Origin of the sequence: Martelella mediterranea (genome assembly GCF_021021415.1) — a bacterium.
Lineage (GTDB): Bacteria > Pseudomonadota > Alphaproteobacteria > Rhizobiales > Rhizobiaceae > Martelella > Martelella mediterranea_C.
The window spans coordinates 19,254-36,761 of record NZ_JAINWJ010000049.1 but is presented as its reverse complement, the minus strand read 5'-3'; the positions used below and the strand labels follow the sequence as shown (position 1 = coordinate 36,761).

The following is a 17,508-nucleotide window of genomic DNA, read 5'->3' as shown; positions in this document are numbered from 1 at the left end:
GGCCGCCTCAGGCGCCGATCAGGCGCGGATACTCGATCGCCGGGCATCTGTCCATGATGACGGTCAGACCACGCGCCCGCGCTCGCTCGGCTGCGGCATCGTCGCGGATATCGAGCTGCATCCAGATGACCCGCGGCAGCGGCGAGAGCGTCAGCGCCTCATCCACCACGCCACTGACGAAAGCCGAGGCGCGGAAGATATCGACCATGTCGATGGCACCCGGAATATCGGACAGGCTGCCATAGACGGTTTCGCCATGGATCGTCTTGCCGGCAAGACCCGGATTGACCGGCACGACTTCGTAGCCCTTCGACATCAGAAAACCCATCACCCGATGGCTGGGACGCTCGGGTTTGGGAGACGCGCCGACGAGAGCGATGCGTCGCACCGACTTCAGGACATCGATAATAATTGAATCGTCCATTTTAAGTTGTACCATGATGAAACAATTCCTCTAGATGCGGGTTATCAAGACAATCAGGGAGGCCCTTGCGGGTTTGGAGTTCATGAAAACTTTCATCGCGGCCGGTATGCTTCTGGCCTCAGTCGGGATGGCGGGCGCGCAGGAGCCGATCAACCGATACGACATTCAGGACATGACCTGCAATCAGGTTCAGTCTATCCTGCGCCAGCAGGGTGCTGCAATCCTGCGCTATCCCTCGCCCAACGGCAATGGCCGTATCCTCTATGACCGCTATGTCGACAACCCCACCATCTGCTTCGCGGAACAGGGCCATGCGGTCCAGCGCGTGGTCCCGACCAAGGACACCAATGCCTGCCCGACGCTGTCCTGCAAGCCCGGACCGCCCGAATGCGACGACGGCATTCTCGGCTTCGACATGTTCGGCTGCATGGACGACAACTGAGCCGGCTCAAAGCGCTTTTTAGACGGGCTAAACGAAAAACCCCCGAAACCGCGCGGTTCCGGGGGTTCTGTTTTGGAAAAAGTCAGCCTCTTACCACTGCATCTGGAAGCTGACCTTGCCGGTGAGGCCGTAGCTGTCGCCGAAGTTTTCCAGCCCGGTCGAGGCCGTCACGTCGCCATTGATGCCGAGCTTGCCGTTCAGCCAGGTATAGCTGCCGCCAATGCCGATCTCGCCGGTCCAGTCGCCGTCATCCGTCGACATGTTGACGCCCGAGACCCGGACTTCGCTCGGGTCGTTGGTGAAGTCGTAATAGACGTTGGCGATACCGTGGAGCGAAGCGCTGCGCGCTTCACCCGTGGCCGTGGTCCAGTTGGTGCGGTAATCGGTCTGCAGACCCATGCGCGCGGCAAGGCTGTCGCCATTCACCAGCGATACGTCTTCATTGTAGACGCCAGTGAAATCATCGAAATTGACCGAGCCCCAGGTGAGCTGCGCCTGCGGGGTCATCGCCCAACCCGGCGCCACGTCTATGCGGTAACCCGTCTCGGCAGACAACGAGTACCCATAGGACTGCTGCATGTTGAGCGTCGGCGTGCCGGCGATCGTGATGTCATTGTTGATGACATTGCCGAAGGCCTGACCGTCGACATAGAAGCCGTTATTGCCGTACCAGGTCATCGTGGCGCCCATGCCGAACAGCTGGGTGACGACATCACCGCCGCCAACACGGGAGCTGACGTCAGCCGTGGCGTTGGCATACTGGAACACCAGGCCGCCGACGGCAAAGCCGCTTTCGGTCTCGCCGAACTGGGCATCAACACCCATGCGAAGCCGGTAGATATCGGCATTGTAGGAGGCGTTCAGCGTGCCCTCGGTGCCGTCATAATGCTCGCGGCCGCCGGTGAAATCGGCCCAGACATAGCCCGGATCGGACACGTCGCCGAGGTTCCAGTAGCGCTCGCCGACGCGATCCTGCAGCGAGTCGGGGCGGTTCAGAGTGAGCATCAGCTCGGGCAGAACCTCGTAGACCGGCGTGGCGTTGGAGAAATCGCCGACCAGGAAGTACTGGTTGCCCTGCTTGAGAACGTCATAGGCATAGGCGCCGGACACATTGTAGCCCGGCAGAACGAAGGCGCCGGTTTCGCCGCCATCGAGCGTGATGATCTCGATCGGCTTGCCGGTAGCATAGCCCGTCGACAGCTCGTTGAGCGAAAGCGTGGTGACGCCGCCGAGATAGGCGCCGTTGACCGCGAGCGAGTCGGCCTGCGCATTGGCGAGATCGACATCGATCGCGAGCGTACCGCCGCCGGTAAGGTTGCCCGTCACCGTCATGGCATCACCCGTCGCCCCATCAACCGACGACAACGTCGAGCCTGAAGTCAGGAACATGTTGCCGTTGAAGACTGTGCTCTGGTTGACCTGAAGCGTCGAACCGTTGAGGTAGATCCCCTGCGACGCGGCCGACGTCGAACCGACGGTAATCGCCCCGCCCGTCAGCGTCAGCATGGTGTTGTCGAGGCTGAAGGTTTCCCAGTTGGCGATGAGCGAACCCGCCGTCGTCGCCGAAACGCCGTTAAAGCTCAGCGCATCGACGCCGTCGCCGCCGTCGAACACCTCGGTTCCGTCATAGATCGCGCCGCCGCCGAGATAGGCCGTGTCATTGCCCGCGCCGCCGTAGAAGCCGCTGTTGAGCGCGCCGCCGGTCCAGTTGAAGGCATCATTGCCGTCTTCGCCCTGAATATCGCCGGTCCAGGAACCGCCGGCCAGATTGAAGGTGTCATCGCCCGCGCCGAGCCAGGCCGTGCCGACGACCGTGCCGGTCGTGGTCACGGTGACCGCGCCGTCGAGATCGACAAGCGCCATGCCGTCATGGCCGCCGGAAGCCGTGATCGCGGCATCGGAGCCGATCATCACCGTGCCGGTCTGGCCGGCTTCGGACTCGGTCTTGATGCCGATATCGGCAGACACCGAACCGCCAAGCGCGTTGACGGCGTAGGTCGCGCCCGTACCAAGCGTGAAGGTGCCGAGGCCGATCGCCGCGCCGGAAGCGGTCGCGGAAATCGAACCGCCGTTCATCGTCAGGCTGGCCATGCCGCCATTGTTGACCTGTGCGATGGCAGCAGCAGCGAAGATATCCCCGGAGGCGCTTGCGTCGAGCGCGATATCGCCCGCGGTCACAACGGTCGCATTGCCGTTTTCCGCAAGCGCGCCGATGCCGATGGCCGTGGCAACAGGGCCGCCATCTGCAATCGTCTGGATATAGGAACCGGCTTCGGAGGTGGTGTAGGCATCGCCGGTGCCATGGGCCATGCTGGCCACACCGATCGAGCTTGCAAATCCATTGTCGGCCCCCACCGTCGTGTTGACCGAAGCCGTCGACTTGACTTCCGTGACGGCGTCGCCGGCGCCATCGGTCTCAGTGCTGAGGCCGGTTGCTACTGCATCGTCGCTGAGGCTGCTCGCCATTACCGAGGCGACGCCGCCAAGGATGGAGTGGGCCGTTCCATCGCCCACGGCAACATTTTCGATGCCGATCGATTCTGCATAGAAACTCGCAGCGGAGATCGCACTGATCGAAGCCCCGTCCTCCACCAGCAGCCGCGCCCTGCCCTCTTCGGTCACGTTGCGCAGCCCGGTGGCAGAGGCGTCAAGAGCTCCGAGAATCTTGACCTTGACGACGCTCGTCCCCAACACGACCATGTCGGCGTCGCCGAAGCGGGAACTGTTCCAGACGCCGCCGGCAATAGCATCACCGTTGCCCTCGGCACCGACGGATATCAGGCCGCCCAGCATAGCGGTTGCCGAGCCGCCGGCGTTGTTGGCGAAGTTGGTCGCCGCCACCGCTCTCGCCTCATCACTTGCCGAGGCCTTCGCAAGCAGCGTGCTTCCGGCACCAAGATCAAGAAAGGCCTCGCCGGCGCCATGCACTTCGTTGGCCACGGTGCGCGCGGTGGCAATTTGGCCTTCGGCCTCGGCCGAAGCGAGGCTGGCATCGAGCAGTTCGACAAAAGCGTCGCCGTCATTGGCAAAGTTGTTGAGCGCCCTTGCCTCGGCAGATGCCGTACCGCTGATCGCGGTTGCACTGACGCTGCCCGTCTCGGCAAGGGCAAGGCCCGCAAAGCCGGAGCCCGAGACATTGTTGAACCCGGCCGCGTTGGCATCAAGCGCACCTTCGGCAAAGGCGGTAACCCTGCCAGCGCCCGCAACCACGCCCTTGGCCAGGCCGGCGGTGTTGGTGTTTTCTATCGCGACGGCCGTGGCGATATCGTTCTCGCTCTTGCCCTCCGCAATCACTTCTGCCGCGTCCGAAAGCTCGGTCACGGCCTCGCCGCCCGCGGCGGCGTTCACGACGCCAAAGACTTCGGCCGCCCCGCTGGCATCCGCCGTGCCGGAAACCAGCCCCTTGATCGAGGCGTAGGCCACGCCAAGCGGGTCCTTGGCACTGTTGCTGACGCCGGTCACATATGCGGTCGTTCCCGCCTGGTCCAGGGTTCCGACTTCGACCACGCTGCCGGCATCGATGGCGACACCGGCCGTGCCGGCCCCGCTCAGGGTGTTCATGATGCCATAGGCGTAAACATCGCTGCCGTTGACGTCGACGGAAACATCGCTTGAGCCCAGCAGGCGAACGATGGCATCGCTGCCCACCGCGACGGACATGACCCCGGTCGCCGTGGCGCTGCCGGCAACGCTGTCCGCCGTGGCAGTGATCGTGCTGCCATTGTCCAGCTCGACCCGGCCAGCGCCATCGTAGGAGAAGTTGCGAACCGCGAGGGCCGTGGCATCAAGCTGGCTTTCAGCCAGGGCAACCGCAGTCGATCCATTGTCCAGAACGGTGCGCGCCTCGCCAAGCGACGTGAAGGTGTTGATCGCAAGAGCGTTGGTGTTGTCCGTGGTGCTGAACGCCCCGGCGGCAACGCTCGACATATCGTCGATGACGGTGGAGGCATCGCCCGCCGTCGAAGCGTTGAGCACGCCGGTCGAACTGGCGGCGAATCCGCCAAGACCGGCGCTCGCCGCGCCCGTCGCCCTGCTGGTGATGACGCTGCCGCCGCGAATGCGAATCCGCGCTTCGGTCTCCGCCCGGTTTTCGATTGCGGTTGAGACCGCATAGCTGTTGCCGCTGGTGGCGGAGGCCATAAGCGTGCTGGCATCAGCACCGACGCCGGCGCGTCCAGTGGTAGCGGTGTTGTCAACCGCCGTGGCTTCCACAACGCCGGTTCCACTTGCCGTCGCGGTAATCCCGCTTTCGTCCAGAACAGTCGTTGCCTCAGGGCCGCCGGTATTGATGACGCCGGAGGCATTCACCTCTGCGCCGCCAATTGCCTCGGCATGCAAGGCGCTTGCGCTATCCACGCGTACGGAGGCATTGCCTTGTTGCGAGTCGTTATTGAGGGCAACGGCCTGCGCATTGGTCAAGCCATCGGCGAGAGCGTTGACCTGGCTGCCATCCTCGAAAGCGACTTCGGCATCGCCCAGAACGGCAACGTTATCGACCGAGATGGCCACTGCCTCTCCCAGAGAGCTGGTCGCGACAACCGTCAGCGTGCTGGCACTGCCGCCGACGCCGGCGACCCCATCAGTAGCGGTGTTGGCGACGCCCGTTGCTTCGGTGCGGCCGGTGGCGCTTCCTGTTGCGGTAATCGTACCGTCTTCCAGAATAACAATTCCGGCAAGACCGCCCTCGTTGATAATACCCGAGGCAGTCGCGTTGCCGAGAAGGTTATCGGCTTCGGCTTCAAGCGTTGCGTTTTCGCCTACGTAAACAATCGCACCCTGGGAATCGGAGACGTTACGGATCGCAGTCGCCCAAGACTGAACTCCGCTGCCGATGGTAACAAGGCTGTCAGCATCGGCCCAGATCGATCCGCCACCCTTGACCGTGGCCTTGGCCACGCCGCCGATACTCTGGTTGTCGATCCCGAAGGCCGTCGAGGTCAGGAGCGAAGTCGCGGTGGACGAAAGCGATGCGTCGTCGACAATGGTTTCGACGCCGCCGTCGCCGGCTTTGTTGGAAATACCGGTAGAAAGAGCAAGATTAACAGCGTTGGTGGCCGATGCGCTGACATCAGCATCGTCCGACAAGGACACATATCCCATGCTCGAAGCGCCGGACGTTTCGACGCTGATCGCGGTTGCCTTGTGAAGGCCCGGATTGCTGAGATCTATATTAACGCTGTTGGACGCCGTGATCTGACTTGCGCCATCAACCGTGACCGAGCCGGTATTGCCCGTGCCGCTGCCCGTCAGGCGCACGCCGAAGGCATTGTTGCCGCCAATGCTGACGGACGAACCACCGGTGATCGTCGCCGCCATTTCAGAACCGTCGGCATTGCCGTTCACGATCACGGCGCTGGTGCCGGGGGTCAGGGCCGAGCCGATGCTTACCGTTGTGCCGTCAAGGTTGATCGTACCGATATGATCGGCCGTGCCGCCTGGCGCAAGCGTCACGACGATATTGGCCGTACTAACGTCAAGCCCGAAAACGGGAGCAGCCCGCACCTGGCCGCCGGAAAAGTTTGCGGTTACGGCGCCATCGCCTTGCAGCACAACCGGCCAGTAAATCCTGTTATAGCTGGTGGCGTTGAGGGTCAGGTCATTGCTGCCGGTCGACGTGAGCATTACACCTCTTGTATTAAAGAGGCCGTTGCCGATGTTCATGCTAGGGGTTTTGAGATTAACGGTCGCACCCTGCAGGTTATTATAGGTGATGCCGCTCGGCTTGTTGCCGGTACAATCGATCACCGCATCAGCGCCGCCCGCAGCGCCGCACTCATTCGCCGCGAAGGCAGTAGAAACGCCCGTGCCGAAATAGGCGGCTCCGGACGACAGCGCGAGCATGCTGAGCGCGAGCACCGATGCGGTTGCGCGCGGCGCGTAGCTCGCTGCATTACCCGCAACCTTGGTCATGCGCCCGCCGCGCGGCTTCGCTTCCAACAATGACATAAAATCCCCCAAAAAAGCTGAACGTTCGATTCCTGTATTAGGGAAATGACATTATGCGGGCGAAAATACAAGCAAGATTGACAGCAAATACTAACATTTGCAGGGGTTGACGATCGATAGTTGCCAAGCTGCAACGGACGGCAACCCACAGCAACAGCTTGGAAGCCGTCGTGCCACCTGTAAGTGCAACCACTACCTCGAAAGCACGCCACCAAATAGCAAGTAATTGAATTAAAACATTATTATCATAACTAAAAGTTGCGCATTGCCAGGAATAGACAGCGCACGCGAAACTGAGTTCACGCCAACCGCACACTGTTTGCGGCATGAGTGGGAAAATTCATCTGAAGCTTGGCTAATAAAATGATTGTCTGACCGCGCCTGCACCCTGCCACCGAAGATTGCATACACTCTTTTCCCAGCACCGAAAGCGGAGCGACAGGCGATCGCAGGACGGCCCATTGCGCGCCTGAAAAATGAAGACATCGAATCCAACATGACAGTTTTATGACAGTTATTTGAATATTAAATAACAACACACCGGTAAATTTCGGGAATTATGAAATTTTTACAACAATATATGCTTACATGACTTTCGTTGTTATAGCACTCCCGTTTTCAACCAAACCTCAAAAGGGCTATCTGATGAAAATCGGAAATTTTTCCAAGGGCGCTAAGGTTGCTGCCGTTGCCGTCGCCATGGCCGTCTCCGGCACTTTCGCTCACGCCGCCGACACGTCGCTGACCGGCTCGGGCGCCTCCTTCCCCTTCCCGCTCTATTCGGCCTGGTTTAAGGATTTTGGCCAGAAGACCGGCATTGAAGTCAACTACCAGGCCAAGGGTTCCGGCGGTGGTATCGAAGACTTCACCAACCGCGTTGTCGACTTCGCAGCCTCCGACGCTGCCATGAGTGAAGAAGAAATCGCCAAGATCGACGGCGGCGTCGTTCTGCTGCCGATGACGGCCGGTGAAGTCGTTCTCGCTTACAATCTCGAAGGCGTTTCCGAACTGAAGCTGCCGCGCGACGTTTACCCGAAGATCTTCCTCGGCGAAATCACCAAGTGGAACGACGAAGCGATCGCCGCCGCCAATGAAGGCGTCGAGCTCCCCGACGAAAACATCACCGTTGTCGTTCGCTCGGACTCCTCGGGCACCAACTTCAACTTCACCAACCACCTCGCAGCCATCTCCGAAGAGTTCAACAGCACTGTTGGCGGCGGCAAGACCGTTCCGTGGCCGAAGGCTTCGAACTTCGTTGCCGCTCCGGGCAACCAGGGCATCACCGCCACGGTCAAGCAGACCCCCGGCGCCATCGGCTACATCGAGTATGGCTACGCCCAGCAGACCAACACGCCTTACGCCATGCTGGAAAACCAGGCCGGCAACTTCGTGAAGGCTGGTCCGGAAGCCGGTAGCGCCGCGCTCGCTTCGGCCGAACTCGACGAAAACAACGTCGCCTTCATCACCGACCCGAAGGGCGAGCAGGCTTACCCGATCGCCACCTTCACCTGGATGCTGTTCTACAAGGACGGCCAGGACGCCGACACCGTTGCGGCGCTCAAGGAAATGGTCAATTACGGCCTGACCACCGGCCAGACCATGGCCGACAAGCTGGGCTACATCCCGCTGCCGGAAAACATCATCGAAATCAACAAGAAGTCGCTCGAAGAAATCGGCGGCTGATTTCGGCCTGATCAAGCTTTCGCCGGGGCGTAACCTGTTTGCGCCCCGGCTTTTGTCCGATTGCAGCACCGCGCAAGAATTGTGACGCTCGTTATTTGTCAGATCGCGGCTACCCGACCGCCGCCAGCAGGAGCCCGTTGATGGCCGACACATCGAAATCCGCCCCGCCAAGCGATGGCAGCGTTTCGCGCCCGCCGACCGCTTTCGAGTATGGCTACGACAAATCCTTCCGCTTCCTGACATTCCTGGCAGGCCTTCTTATCGTCGTCCTGCTGGCCTATATTTTCTGGAAGATCGGCGGGCAGGCAGCACCTGCCATGCGCGAATACGGCCTGAGCTTCCTGACGACCGTCGAGTGGAACCCCAACACCAACGAATACGGCATTCTGGCTGAGATCTGGGGCACGCTCTATTCGTCGTTTCTGGCGCTGATCTTCGGCGGCGGCCTCGGTATCGCGGTCGCGATCTTTCTGACGCAGGGCTTTCTCAATGCCCGCCTGGCCTGGGTGTTCCGCCTCATCGTCGAAATGCTGGCCGCGATCCCCTCGGTCGTTTTCGGCCTCTGGGGCATTTATGTGCTGATCCCGGCGATCCGCCCGATGGCGAACTGGCTGCACGACACCCTGCCCTTCATTCCGTTCTTTTCCACCAACCTGGCCGGTCCCGGCATGTTCCCGGCCATGATCGTACTGTCGATCATGATCCTGCCGACCGTCGCGGCGATCTCCCAGGACGCCTTCAAGGCTATCCCGATGAAGATCCAGGAAGCGGCCTACGGCATGGGCACCACCAAGTGGGAAGCGATCCGCAAGGTCATCATCCCGACCGCCTCCGGCGGCATTTTCGCCTCGCTCGTCCTCGGCTTCGGCCGCGCGCTCGGCGAGACCATGGCGCTCGCCATGCTGATCGGCAACTCCCAGCAGGTGACCCTGTCGCTCTTCGCCCCGGCGACGACGCTGGCATCGCTTCTGGCCTCCACCTTCCCGGAAGCCGGCGCAAACCAGATCGGTCCGCTGATGTATGCCGCCGTCGCCCTGCTGGTGATCACCATGGCCGTCAATATCATCGGCACGATCATCATGAGCTACACCTCGCGCCAGACCGTAACGTAAGGCCATTGGGAAACCGAACATGACCACGACGACCGATCAGACAACGATGAATCCCGAGGTGATTGCCCTCGGTGATCCCAATCTGAGCTTCTCGTTTGCCGAGCGGCGCACGATGATGAACTTCATCCAGACCGTCATCCTCTGGATCCTTGCCGGCATCGCGGCCATTCCGCTGATCTCGGTGCTCTACATGCTGATCAGCCGCGGCGGCGCGCGCATCAGCACGGCGATCCTTACAGAGCTTCCGCCCGCCCCCTTCGAACAGGGCGGCGGCATCGGCAACGCGATCGTCGGCACGCTTGTGATGGTTGCGATCGCATCGGTGATCTCGATTCCGATCGGCGTTCTCGGCGGCGTCTATACCGGCCTGATCAATCCCAACAGCCGCTTCTCCGCAACCGTCCGGTTCGTGGGCAAGGTGCTGACCGGCTTTCCGTCGATCCTCTCGGGCGTTTTCGTCTACGCCTGGCTCGTCATCGTCATGAAGACCTACTCGGCGGTGGCCGGCGGGCTTTCCCTGGCGATCCTGATGCTGCCGACCATTCTTCTGACCTCCGAACAGGCCTTCCGGATGGTGCCGCAGCGCATGAAGGACGCAGCCTATGGCATGGGCTGTAATGCCACACAGGTTGCCACCAGAATTGTTTTGCCGACGGCGCTTCCCGGTGTTATGACCGGTGTCATGCTGGCGGTTGCGGGCGCGTCCGGAGAATCGGCCCCGCTGCTGTTTACAGCGCTGTTTTCGAATTACTGGATCGGAAGCTTCACGGAGCCCACAGCGTCATTGTCGATCTTGATCTACAATTTCTCGGCAATGCCCTATGAAAACCAGATTGAACTCGCTTGGACCGCATCGCTTGTGCTTGTGCTCATCGTGCTTGTCTTCAACATCCTCAGCCGCTCCTTCGGCACCCGCCGCGTTTAGGAAAAAGGTCGTAAAGATATGTCTGCCACACTGGAAATGAACACCGCCCCAGCCGCCGATGTCAGCCCCGAAGTCGCGATCGGCGCGCGGATCGAGAAGATTTTCTACGGCGACTTCCTTGCCGTGCGCGATGCCGATGTCGACATCGAAAAAGGAAAGATCACCGGCTTTATCGGCCCGTCAGGCTGCGGCAAGTCGACCGTGCTGCGCTCGCTGAACCGCATGAACGATCTGATCCCCTCCTTTAGCCTCCAGGGGCATGTCCACTTCCTCGGCCAGGATGTCTACGGCAGGAATGTCGACCCGGTCGTCGTGCGCCGCCATATCGGCATGGTATTCCAGCAGCCCAACCCATTTTCCATGAGCATTTTCGAAAACGTTGCCTTCGGCCTGCGCCTCAACGGCTTCAAGGGCGATATCAACGGTCGCGTCGAAAAGGCGCTGCGCCGCGCGGCTCTCTGGAACGAGGTCAAGGACAAGCTGAAGCAGAACGGGTTGTCGCTTTCCGGCGGCCAGCAGCAGCGCCTGTGCATCGCCCGTGCGATCGCCACCGAGCCGACCGTGCTTTTGATGGACGAGCCCTGCTCCGCGCTGGACCCGATCGCCACGCGTCAGATCGAGGAGCTGATGCTGGAGCTGAAGAACGACTACACGGTCGCGATCGTGACCCACAACATGCAGCAGGCGATCCGCGTTGCCGACAAGACCGCCTTCTTCTCGGTCGACATGTCGCAGGGCGGCCGCACCGGCTTCCTGGTCGAGGTCGGCGCGACCAAGCAGATCTTCGAAAACCCGAAGCAGCAGCTCACCAAGGAATATCTCTCCGGCGAGTTCAGCTGATCCACGACAAGGTCGCAATCGACGCATTTCGGGCGGCTCTTTCGGGATGCCGCCCTTTTGATATCCGCAACGAAGCCGTTGATCTCAACGCTCGCTTCGCTACGCTATCAAACTCGAACCCAATTCAGGGTTGAGCGGAAACCAAGATGTTCAAACACGTACTCGACCTTGAAAAGATCGAAGAAAGGCTGCGCGAGACCCAGCGGCAGTTCGCCCTTATCAATGCGCGCCTGACGATGCAGCGCGACGGCATGTCCGACAGCATCGTCGAGCACATGATGGAGGGCTACAGCTATGTCGACCGGTTGCTGCGCGACAACACGGACATCCTGAGGATCGGGCAGTTTCACCACCTGCTGGAACTCAACCATCTCGTGCTTTGCGGTTCCGAAAGGGAGCGGCGCGCGGAATTCCGCAATCACATCGAGCGCACCGAAGCCCAGTTCTACGACCGTGAACTGGGCGACATCGGCGGGCTCGTGGACTGGTACGCGCGCCACAGAGGCAAGCCGGTGCGCAAGCGCGCGGCGGGCGTCTATGTCCGGGTACTCAGCCGTCCGCAGCTCTATATCGAGGGCAATCACCGCACCGGCGCGCTGATCATGAGCTATATTCTCGGCCGCGAGGGCAAGCCGCCCTTCGTGCTGACGCCCGAAAACGCCGAGGCCTATTTCAACCCGTCGACGCTGGTGCGCGACGCGCACAAGTACTCATTCGACGAGCTCATCAAGATTCCGAAGCTGAAGCGCTATTTTGCTGAATTCCTGAAGGAAAACGAGGATGAGAGCCTGATCGCCAAGCCCGAGACGGTGGAGACGAGCTGACGGCCGCCGCAACGAAGGAAGCGGCCCTCAAGCCTTTTTCTGCCAGCGACCACCCTCGCCCTGCTGCCAGTAGGTGAGGCTATGCTCACTTTGCCTCAGCCGCTTCCACTCCGCACGCGCCGCATTCAGCTCATCCACATCATGGCCGTCAAACATCACCACGACGCGCTGATAGTCCTCGACGGCCGAGACCGGCGCGCCTTCCACGAAGAATCGGATATCGGCCTTGCCGGGATTGGTGTCCGCGGTCGTCAGAAGCACGGGCTGGCGCTCCGCGTCCGGCTCGTCATCCCGTCCGTGCGGGATGAAACTGTCGGCGCGGAAGGTCCACAGCACCTCATCCAGCCGGTCGCGCTCCGCCTCGCTCGTCGCCTGGATCACAACCCGCCAGCCACGCTCCAGGCTTTTTTCGACAAGCGGCGGCAGGGCCGCGTCGCGCAGCGATTCCGTCAGATGATAGAACAGGATCTCCGCCATGAACGTCCCTGCCCTCAGTCACGCGCCTCGTAATGGGCGCGCACCAGTTCGTCCAGAAGCCTGACGCCGAACCCGGAGGCCCAGCCGCCATTGATCTCGCTCTTTGGCGCGCCCATGGCGGTGCCCGCGATATCGAGATGCGCCCAGGGCGTTTCGCCCACGAAGCGCTTCAGGAACTGCGCGGCGGTGATCGAGCCGGCATAACGTGAGCCGCCGGTATTGCGCATATCGGCAAAGCGGCTGTCGATCATCTTGTCATACTCGTCGCCGAGCGGCAGGCGCCAAAGGTTTTCCTGAGTGCGTTCGGCGGCGTCCGCAAGCTCCTTCGAGAGGCCGTCATCATTGGAAAACAGGCCGGCGCGATGCGAGCCGAGCGCCACCATGACGGCGCCGGTCAGCGTCGCGAGATCGATCATGAAGCGCGGCTTGAAACGCTCCTTGCAGTACCAGAGCGCATCGGCGAGAACCAACCGGCCCTCGGCGTCGGTGTTGATCACCTCGATCGTCTGGCCGGACATCGAGGTGACGATATCGCCCGGACGCTGGGCATTGCCATCCGGCATATTTTCGACGAGACCGAGAATGCCGACGACATTGACCTTGGCCTTGCGCGCGGCGAGCGTATGCATCAGGCCGATGACGGCGGCCGCCCCGCCCATGTCACCCTTCATGTCTTCCATCGAGGCGGCAGGCTTGATCGAGATACCGCCGGTGTCGAACACCACGCCCTTGCCGACGAAGGCGATCGGGCGCTCGTCATTGCCGCCGCCATTCCACTGGATGACGGCGAGATAGGGCGGACGCACCGAGCCCTGGGCAACGCCGAGCAGCGCGCCCATGCCGAGTTCTTCCATCTTGTCGCGATCGAGAATCTCGACCTTAGCGCCGAGCGCCGAAAGCGCCTCGGCCTTATCGGCGAATTCGCGCGGGCCGAGAATATTGGCGGGCAGGTTCACCAGTTCGCGCGCCAGCACCACGCCCTCGCCCACCGCCTGTCGATCCGCGAAAGCAGAATTGGCGGCGGTCACGTCGCCGGTCACGATCTCGACCGGGATTTCACGCCCGTTACCGTCTTCTTCCTCGTCCTTGCCCGTGGTCTTGAACCGGTCGAAGGAATAGCCGCCGAGAATCATGCCGAGCGCGAAATCCGCGAGCTCGGAAGCCGTTGCGGCGCTGTCCGGATAGACCACCAGTTTCCTGGCCTTGCCGGCAACAGCGGCGGCCTTGCCGCCGGCCCTGAGCCAGGCATTGGCCGAAAGCGAGTCGCGCTCGCCGAGCCCGATCAGCACGATCCGCGCCGCAGCGCTTTCGGCAGGCGCCAGCAGATCGAGCGTCGAACACAGTTTCGCCTTGAAGCCGGCGGTGGCCGAGGCCTTTTCATAAAGCGTCTCGCCCATGCCGGCGGCCTGAAGTCCCGCCGGAGCGTGACCGGCGCTCGCCAGGACAATCGCGGTGTTTCCGGCGCTTTCGGCCTTGTCGACAAAGGAAATCGAGAACTTCATTTCATGCTCCGGGTTCTGGTGTCACGGAATTGACAGGATGGGATGAAAAAGAAATCCACCCCTTGTTAACGCAACCGGCCAAGAATGGTTGACCCGGTTCTCATAACACTTAAAACGACGAAAATGGAAACGGTGTGTGCGCCGCGCCGCCAACGAAACCGGAAAACGCCGCATTGCAGCAACACCACCAATGGCTTGACAAACTGCCGGGGCGCTTTGGCACGATGCGGCCACTCAAGGCCGCATTCATTCTGCTTTTGGCGCTGTGGTGTTTCCTGCTCCTGGTTTTTTACCTCTTTCCCGGCATCGACCTTGCGGCCTCCCGGGCGTTCTTTCATCAGACGACCTGCAGCACCAGCGCGCCGGACGGCAAAATATGCGGCAGCTTTCCGATTGCAGCCGACGCCGTGCTCGGCTTTTTGCGCGAAGTGATCTTCTACCTGCCGATCATTCTCGGCCTGACCCTGATCTACCGCCTGATCACTGTCTGGTCCCATCACGGCGCGACCTATGACAAGGCGCTCGCCCGCAGGCTGCTGGCCGGGCTCGTCGCCCTGATCATCGGCCCCGGCCTTTTGGTCAACAGCGTGCTGAAGGAGATTTCCCACCGGCCAAGGCCGCGCAATACCGATCTCTTCGGCGGCGATCTGACCTTCGTTCCGGCCGGCGATTTTTCCGGCGCGTGCCAGTCGAACTGCTCCTTCGTTTCCGGCGAGGCGGCCGGCGCCGGCTGGCTGTTCTGCTATGCGATCTTCCTCGTCCCGGAGCGCTTCCGAATCCTGCTGATGCCGCCGCTGATCGCGCTTTCGCTGGCCTCGCCGGCGATGCGGCTGGCCTATGGCGGTCATTATCTTTCGGATATCATACTCGGATGGCTTGCATCGGTGGTGATTTTCACCGGATGTCTTTACATTTTCACGAGAAAGGAGCACGTCAGCCCGCTTCGCGAAACGACCTGAGACCGGTCCGCTCCGCAACGCACGACACCGAACGGCATGAAGATACTGGAACGCTACATATTGGCGCGGGTTGTGCGCATGTTCCTGGCGACATTGTTGCCGGTGCTGGCGGTGCTTTGGCTGACGCAGGTGCTGGGGCGCATCAATCTGGTGACCGACAGCGGCCAGTCGATCGTATCCTTCCTGACGCTGGCGACGCTGATTCTCCCGACCGTGATTCCGACCGTCCTGCCCTTCGGCATCGTGCTTGGCACCGCGCAGACGCTGACGTCGATGAACAATGATTCGGAGCTCGCGGTGATCGACGGCGCAGGCGCCGGGCGCTCGATCATCTACCGGCCGATTCTGGCGTTCGCCGTCGTGCTCTGCGCATTCTCCTTCGTGCTCGACAATTATATCGAGCCGCGCTCGCGCGCCGAGGCCCGCAGCGTAATCGCTTCCGTCTATGCCGACCTTCTGTCCTCCGTGATCGAGGAAAAGACATTCCGCGAGATCGAGGACGGGCTTTACATCCAGATTTCCGAGCGCCTGTCCGGCCGGGTGCTGAAGGGGCTTTTCGTCGCCGATTACCGTCAGCCGGACAATTCCTACATCTACTACGCCAAGGAAGGCGCGGTTGATGAAAGCGGTAGCCAGCTCATCATGCGTGACGGCCAGGTGCAGAGGGAAAATCAGGACGGCGACGTTTCCATCGTTCAGTTCGACTCCTACAGTTTCGACCTTTCCGAACTCACCAGCGACAAGAGCCAGACCCGCAGGCGCGCGACCGACCGGGGCCTCGCCTATCTGCTGAACCCGCCGCAGGACGACCCCGATTACCTCGCCAATCCCGGCTCCTATCGCGCCGAACTCACCCGCCGGCTGACCGACTGGACTCTGCCCTTCATCTATGCCGTGTTCACCATCGTGATCGTCGGCGATGCCCGCTCCCACCGTGAGCGGCGGGTGCCGCCGATGGCAAGCGCGTTCGGGCTGACGCTGCTGCTCAGGCTGCTCTCCCACTTCAGTTCCAACCAGGCAGAAAACGATCCGTTCTTCGTCTATGTCTGCTATGCGATCATCTTCGTATCGCTGGCTATCGGGCTCTATCTTCTGCTGCGGCCGCGCCGGGCGCGGCGAAAGACCGGGCCGCTCGGCCGGATGATGGCCGCGCTGTTCCGCCTGCCGCGCAGGGCTGATGGCGGAGGTGCGGCATGATCTACTCCGTGCTCGGCCGCTACTTCTTCGTCCGCTACGTCATCACCGTCTTATGGTTCCTGTTCGGCGTGGTGTCGATCATCTACCTGATCGACTTTAGCGAGGTGGTTGGCAATATTTCCGAGGAGGCCGGGCAGAACCTGTTCGACGCCCTGCTGATCACCGCGCTGCGCCTGCCCTATATCCTGCAGCAGACCATACCCTTCATCGCGCTGTTCTCGGCGATGGTGGCGCTGATCGCGCTCAACCGCCGCCATGAGCTGGTCGTTGCCCGCGCCGCCGGGATTTCGGTGTGGCAGTTCATCATGCCGTTCGTGATCGGCGCAGCCCTCTTGGGCGCGGCAAGCGTGCTCGCGCTCAACCCGCTTGCCTCCTGGAGCCAGAAACGGGCCCTCGGGCTCGAGGCTGTCGGCGGCAAGCAGGATCAGGTTGTGCCCTGGCTCAGACAGATCACCGACGGTCAGGACACGATCATCGGCGGCCGCGGCATCGCCGAGAACGGGACCGAACTGCTCGATGCCGTGGTCATATATTTCGACGATCAAGGGGGAATCGCCAAGCGCCAGGATGCCACCCGCGCGGTGCTGAGCGACGGTTTGTGGACGCTGCATGACGTGACCCAGACCGAGGCGGGCGAATTATCCACACATATGGACGAGGTGCAGGTGAAGACCAATCTGGAGGAGGATTTCGTTCAGCAGCATCTCGTCCAGCCCGATCTCGTAAGCTTCTTCGCCTTGCCGCGGCAAATTACCCTGGCGCGCCAGTTCGGAACTTCCACCAGCGCCTTGGAAACCCAGTATAACTACCTGCTTTCCCTGCCATTATTGCTAGTCGCGATGACATTGATCGCCGCGACGGTCTGCCTCAAGTTTTCGCGCTTCGCGCAGTCACCCACTGTTATTTTGGGTGGCATCCTGTCCGGGTTTCTGCTTTATGTGACGAGTGTTCTTGTAAAGGCGTTCGGCAGCAGCGGAATCCTGTCCCCGCTTCTGGCAGCCTGGATTCCGGTTGTCGTGGCTATGGCATTGGGTTTGACGATATTGCTGCATCAGGAGGATGGTTAGTGGCCCGGCGTAAACTAAGCGCATATCGCCTTGCCGGGCTCTTGGTCCTTGCCACCGCATTGACCCCACCCGGAGCGGGGCTGCATTACACGGCCGGAGCGCAGGAAAGC

At 61.4% G+C, this 17,508-nt stretch carries 13 protein-coding genes; 9 read left to right on the top strand and 4 right to left on the bottom strand.

All coding sequences use genetic code 11. The annotated features are described in order from the left end of the window. Positions 1-7: 7 nt before the first annotated feature. A complete protein-coding gene (locus tag K7H91_RS21355; protein ID WP_230722227.1) occupies positions 8-439 on the bottom strand; it encodes a CoA-binding protein in 432 nt (143 codons plus the stop codon). A gap of 67 nt (positions 440-506) precedes the next feature. On the opposite strand from K7H91_RS21355, the gene K7H91_RS21350 reads away from it, so the two are divergent. Then, positions 507-866, top strand: coding sequence for a hypothetical protein (locus K7H91_RS21350; protein ID WP_230722226.1), 360 nt, complete (start codon positions 507-509; stop codon positions 864-866). Positions 867-956: 90 nt separating this feature from the next. Here the strand turns inward: K7H91_RS21350 and K7H91_RS21345 are convergent, their stop codons facing one another. Continuing rightward, a complete protein-coding gene (locus tag K7H91_RS21345) occupies positions 957-6,812 on the bottom strand; it encodes an autotransporter outer membrane beta-barrel domain-containing protein (RefSeq protein WP_230722225.1) in 5,856 nt (1,951 codons plus the stop codon). A gap of 645 nt (positions 6,813-7,457) precedes the next feature. Here K7H91_RS21345 and pstS point away from each other — a divergent pair. The 5 genes from pstS to K7H91_RS21320 all read left to right on the top strand — a co-directional run bounded on the left by pstS (position 7,458) and on the right by K7H91_RS21320 (position 12,196). Beyond that, positions 7,458-8,495 carry a phosphate ABC transporter substrate-binding protein PstS gene (gene pstS / locus K7H91_RS21340; RefSeq protein WP_230722224.1) on the top strand — a complete coding sequence of 346 codons (1,038 nt, stop codon included), beginning with the start codon at positions 7,458-7,460 and terminating at the stop codon, positions 8,493-8,495. Between the two features lie 140 nt (positions 8,496-8,635). Beyond that, positions 8,636-9,607, top strand: a complete 972-nt coding sequence (gene pstC / locus K7H91_RS21335) for a phosphate ABC transporter permease subunit PstC (protein WP_230722223.1) — start codon at positions 8,636-8,638, stop codon at positions 9,605-9,607. Positions 9,608-9,626: 19 nt separating this feature from the next. Further along, the gene (gene pstA / locus K7H91_RS21330) at positions 9,627-10,532 is read left to right on the top strand and encodes a phosphate ABC transporter permease PstA (protein ID WP_230722222.1); all 906 of its coding nucleotides are present in this window, start codon (positions 9,627-9,629) and stop codon (positions 10,530-10,532) included. 18 nt (positions 10,533-10,550) lie between these two features. Then, a complete protein-coding gene (pstB, locus tag K7H91_RS21325) occupies positions 10,551-11,372 on the top strand; it encodes a phosphate ABC transporter ATP-binding protein PstB (RefSeq protein ID WP_230722221.1) in 822 nt (273 codons plus the stop codon). 146 nt (positions 11,373-11,518) lie between these two features. Further along, complete coding sequence (locus K7H91_RS21320) at positions 11,519-12,196, top strand: hypothetical protein (RefSeq protein ID WP_230722220.1); 678 nt, start codon at positions 11,519-11,521, stop codon at positions 12,194-12,196. Between the two features lie 27 nt (positions 12,197-12,223). Here K7H91_RS21320 and K7H91_RS21315 read toward each other — a convergent pair whose 3' ends face one another. Both K7H91_RS21315 and K7H91_RS21310 read right to left on the bottom strand, forming a co-directional pair. Continuing rightward, positions 12,224-12,673 (bottom strand): DNA polymerase III subunit chi, encoded by a 450-nt coding sequence (locus K7H91_RS21315; protein ID WP_230722219.1) that lies wholly within the window; start codon positions 12,671-12,673, stop codon positions 12,224-12,226. A gap of 14 nt (positions 12,674-12,687) precedes the next feature. After that, the gene (locus K7H91_RS21310) at positions 12,688-14,175 is read right to left on the bottom strand and encodes a leucyl aminopeptidase (RefSeq protein WP_230722218.1); all 1,488 of its coding nucleotides are present in this window, start codon (positions 14,173-14,175) and stop codon (positions 12,688-12,690) included. A 224-nt stretch (positions 14,176-14,399) separates the two neighbouring features. Here K7H91_RS21310 and K7H91_RS21305 point away from each other — a divergent pair, with 224 nt between their 5' ends. The 3 genes from K7H91_RS21305 to lptG are packed head-to-tail and all read left to right on the top strand — an operon-like array spanning position 14,400 to position 17,398. Then, positions 14,400-15,134 carry a phosphatase PAP2 family protein gene (locus K7H91_RS21305; RefSeq protein ID WP_230722217.1) on the top strand — a complete coding sequence of 245 codons (735 nt, stop codon included), beginning with the start codon at positions 14,400-14,402 and terminating at the stop codon, positions 15,132-15,134. A gap of 36 nt (positions 15,135-15,170) precedes the next feature. Beyond that, positions 15,171-16,331 carry an LptF/LptG family permease gene (locus tag K7H91_RS21300; RefSeq protein ID WP_230722216.1) on the top strand — a complete coding sequence of 387 codons (1,161 nt, stop codon included), beginning with the start codon at positions 15,171-15,173 and terminating at the stop codon, positions 16,329-16,331. Continuing rightward, positions 16,328-17,398: an LPS export ABC transporter permease LptG gene (gene lptG, locus K7H91_RS21295; RefSeq protein WP_230722215.1), complete on the top strand. Its 1,071-nt coding sequence runs from the start codon at positions 16,328-16,330 to the stop codon at positions 17,396-17,398. Before K7H91_RS21300 ends, lptG begins: the two co-directional genes overlap by 4 nt. The last annotated feature ends 110 nt before the right edge of the window (positions 17,399-17,508 follow it).

Bases quoted from the DNA above. Each gene is read 5' to 3' on its own strand.
- K7H91_RS21300 (WP_230722216.1), top strand. From the start codon at position 15,171: ATGAAGATACTGGAACGCTACATATTGGCGCGGGTTGTGCGCATGTTC.
- K7H91_RS21350 (WP_230722226.1), top strand. From the start codon at position 507: ATGAAAACTTTCATCGCGGCCGGTATGCTTCTGGCCTCAGTCGGGATG.
- K7H91_RS21305 (WP_230722217.1), top strand. From the start codon at position 14,400: ATGCGGCCACTCAAGGCCGCATTCATTCTGCTTTTGGCGCTGTGGTGT.
- K7H91_RS21355 (WP_230722227.1), bottom strand. From the start codon at position 439: ATGGTACAACTTAAAATGGACGATTCAATTATTATCGATGTCCTGAAG.
- pstA (WP_230722222.1), top strand. From the start codon at position 9,627: ATGACCACGACGACCGATCAGACAACGATGAATCCCGAGGTGATTGCC.
- pstC (WP_230722223.1), top strand. From the start codon at position 8,636: ATGGCCGACACATCGAAATCCGCCCCGCCAAGCGATGGCAGCGTTTCG.
- K7H91_RS21320 (WP_230722220.1), top strand. From the start codon at position 11,519: ATGTTCAAACACGTACTCGACCTTGAAAAGATCGAAGAAAGGCTGCGC.
- K7H91_RS21345 (WP_230722225.1), bottom strand. From the start codon at position 6,812: ATGTCATTGTTGGAAGCGAAGCCGCGCGGCGGGCGCATGACCAAGGTT.
- K7H91_RS21310 (WP_230722218.1), bottom strand. From the start codon at position 14,175: ATGAAGTTCTCGATTTCCTTTGTCGACAAGGCCGAAAGCGCCGGAAAC.
- K7H91_RS21315 (WP_230722219.1), bottom strand. From the start codon at position 12,673: ATGGCGGAGATCCTGTTCTATCATCTGACGGAATCGCTGCGCGACGCG.
- pstS (WP_230722224.1), top strand. From the start codon at position 7,458: ATGAAAATCGGAAATTTTTCCAAGGGCGCTAAGGTTGCTGCCGTTGCC.
- lptG (WP_230722215.1), top strand. From the start codon at position 16,328: ATGATCTACTCCGTGCTCGGCCGCTACTTCTTCGTCCGCTACGTCATC.
- pstB (WP_230722221.1), top strand. From the start codon at position 10,551: ATGTCTGCCACACTGGAAATGAACACCGCCCCAGCCGCCGATGTCAGC.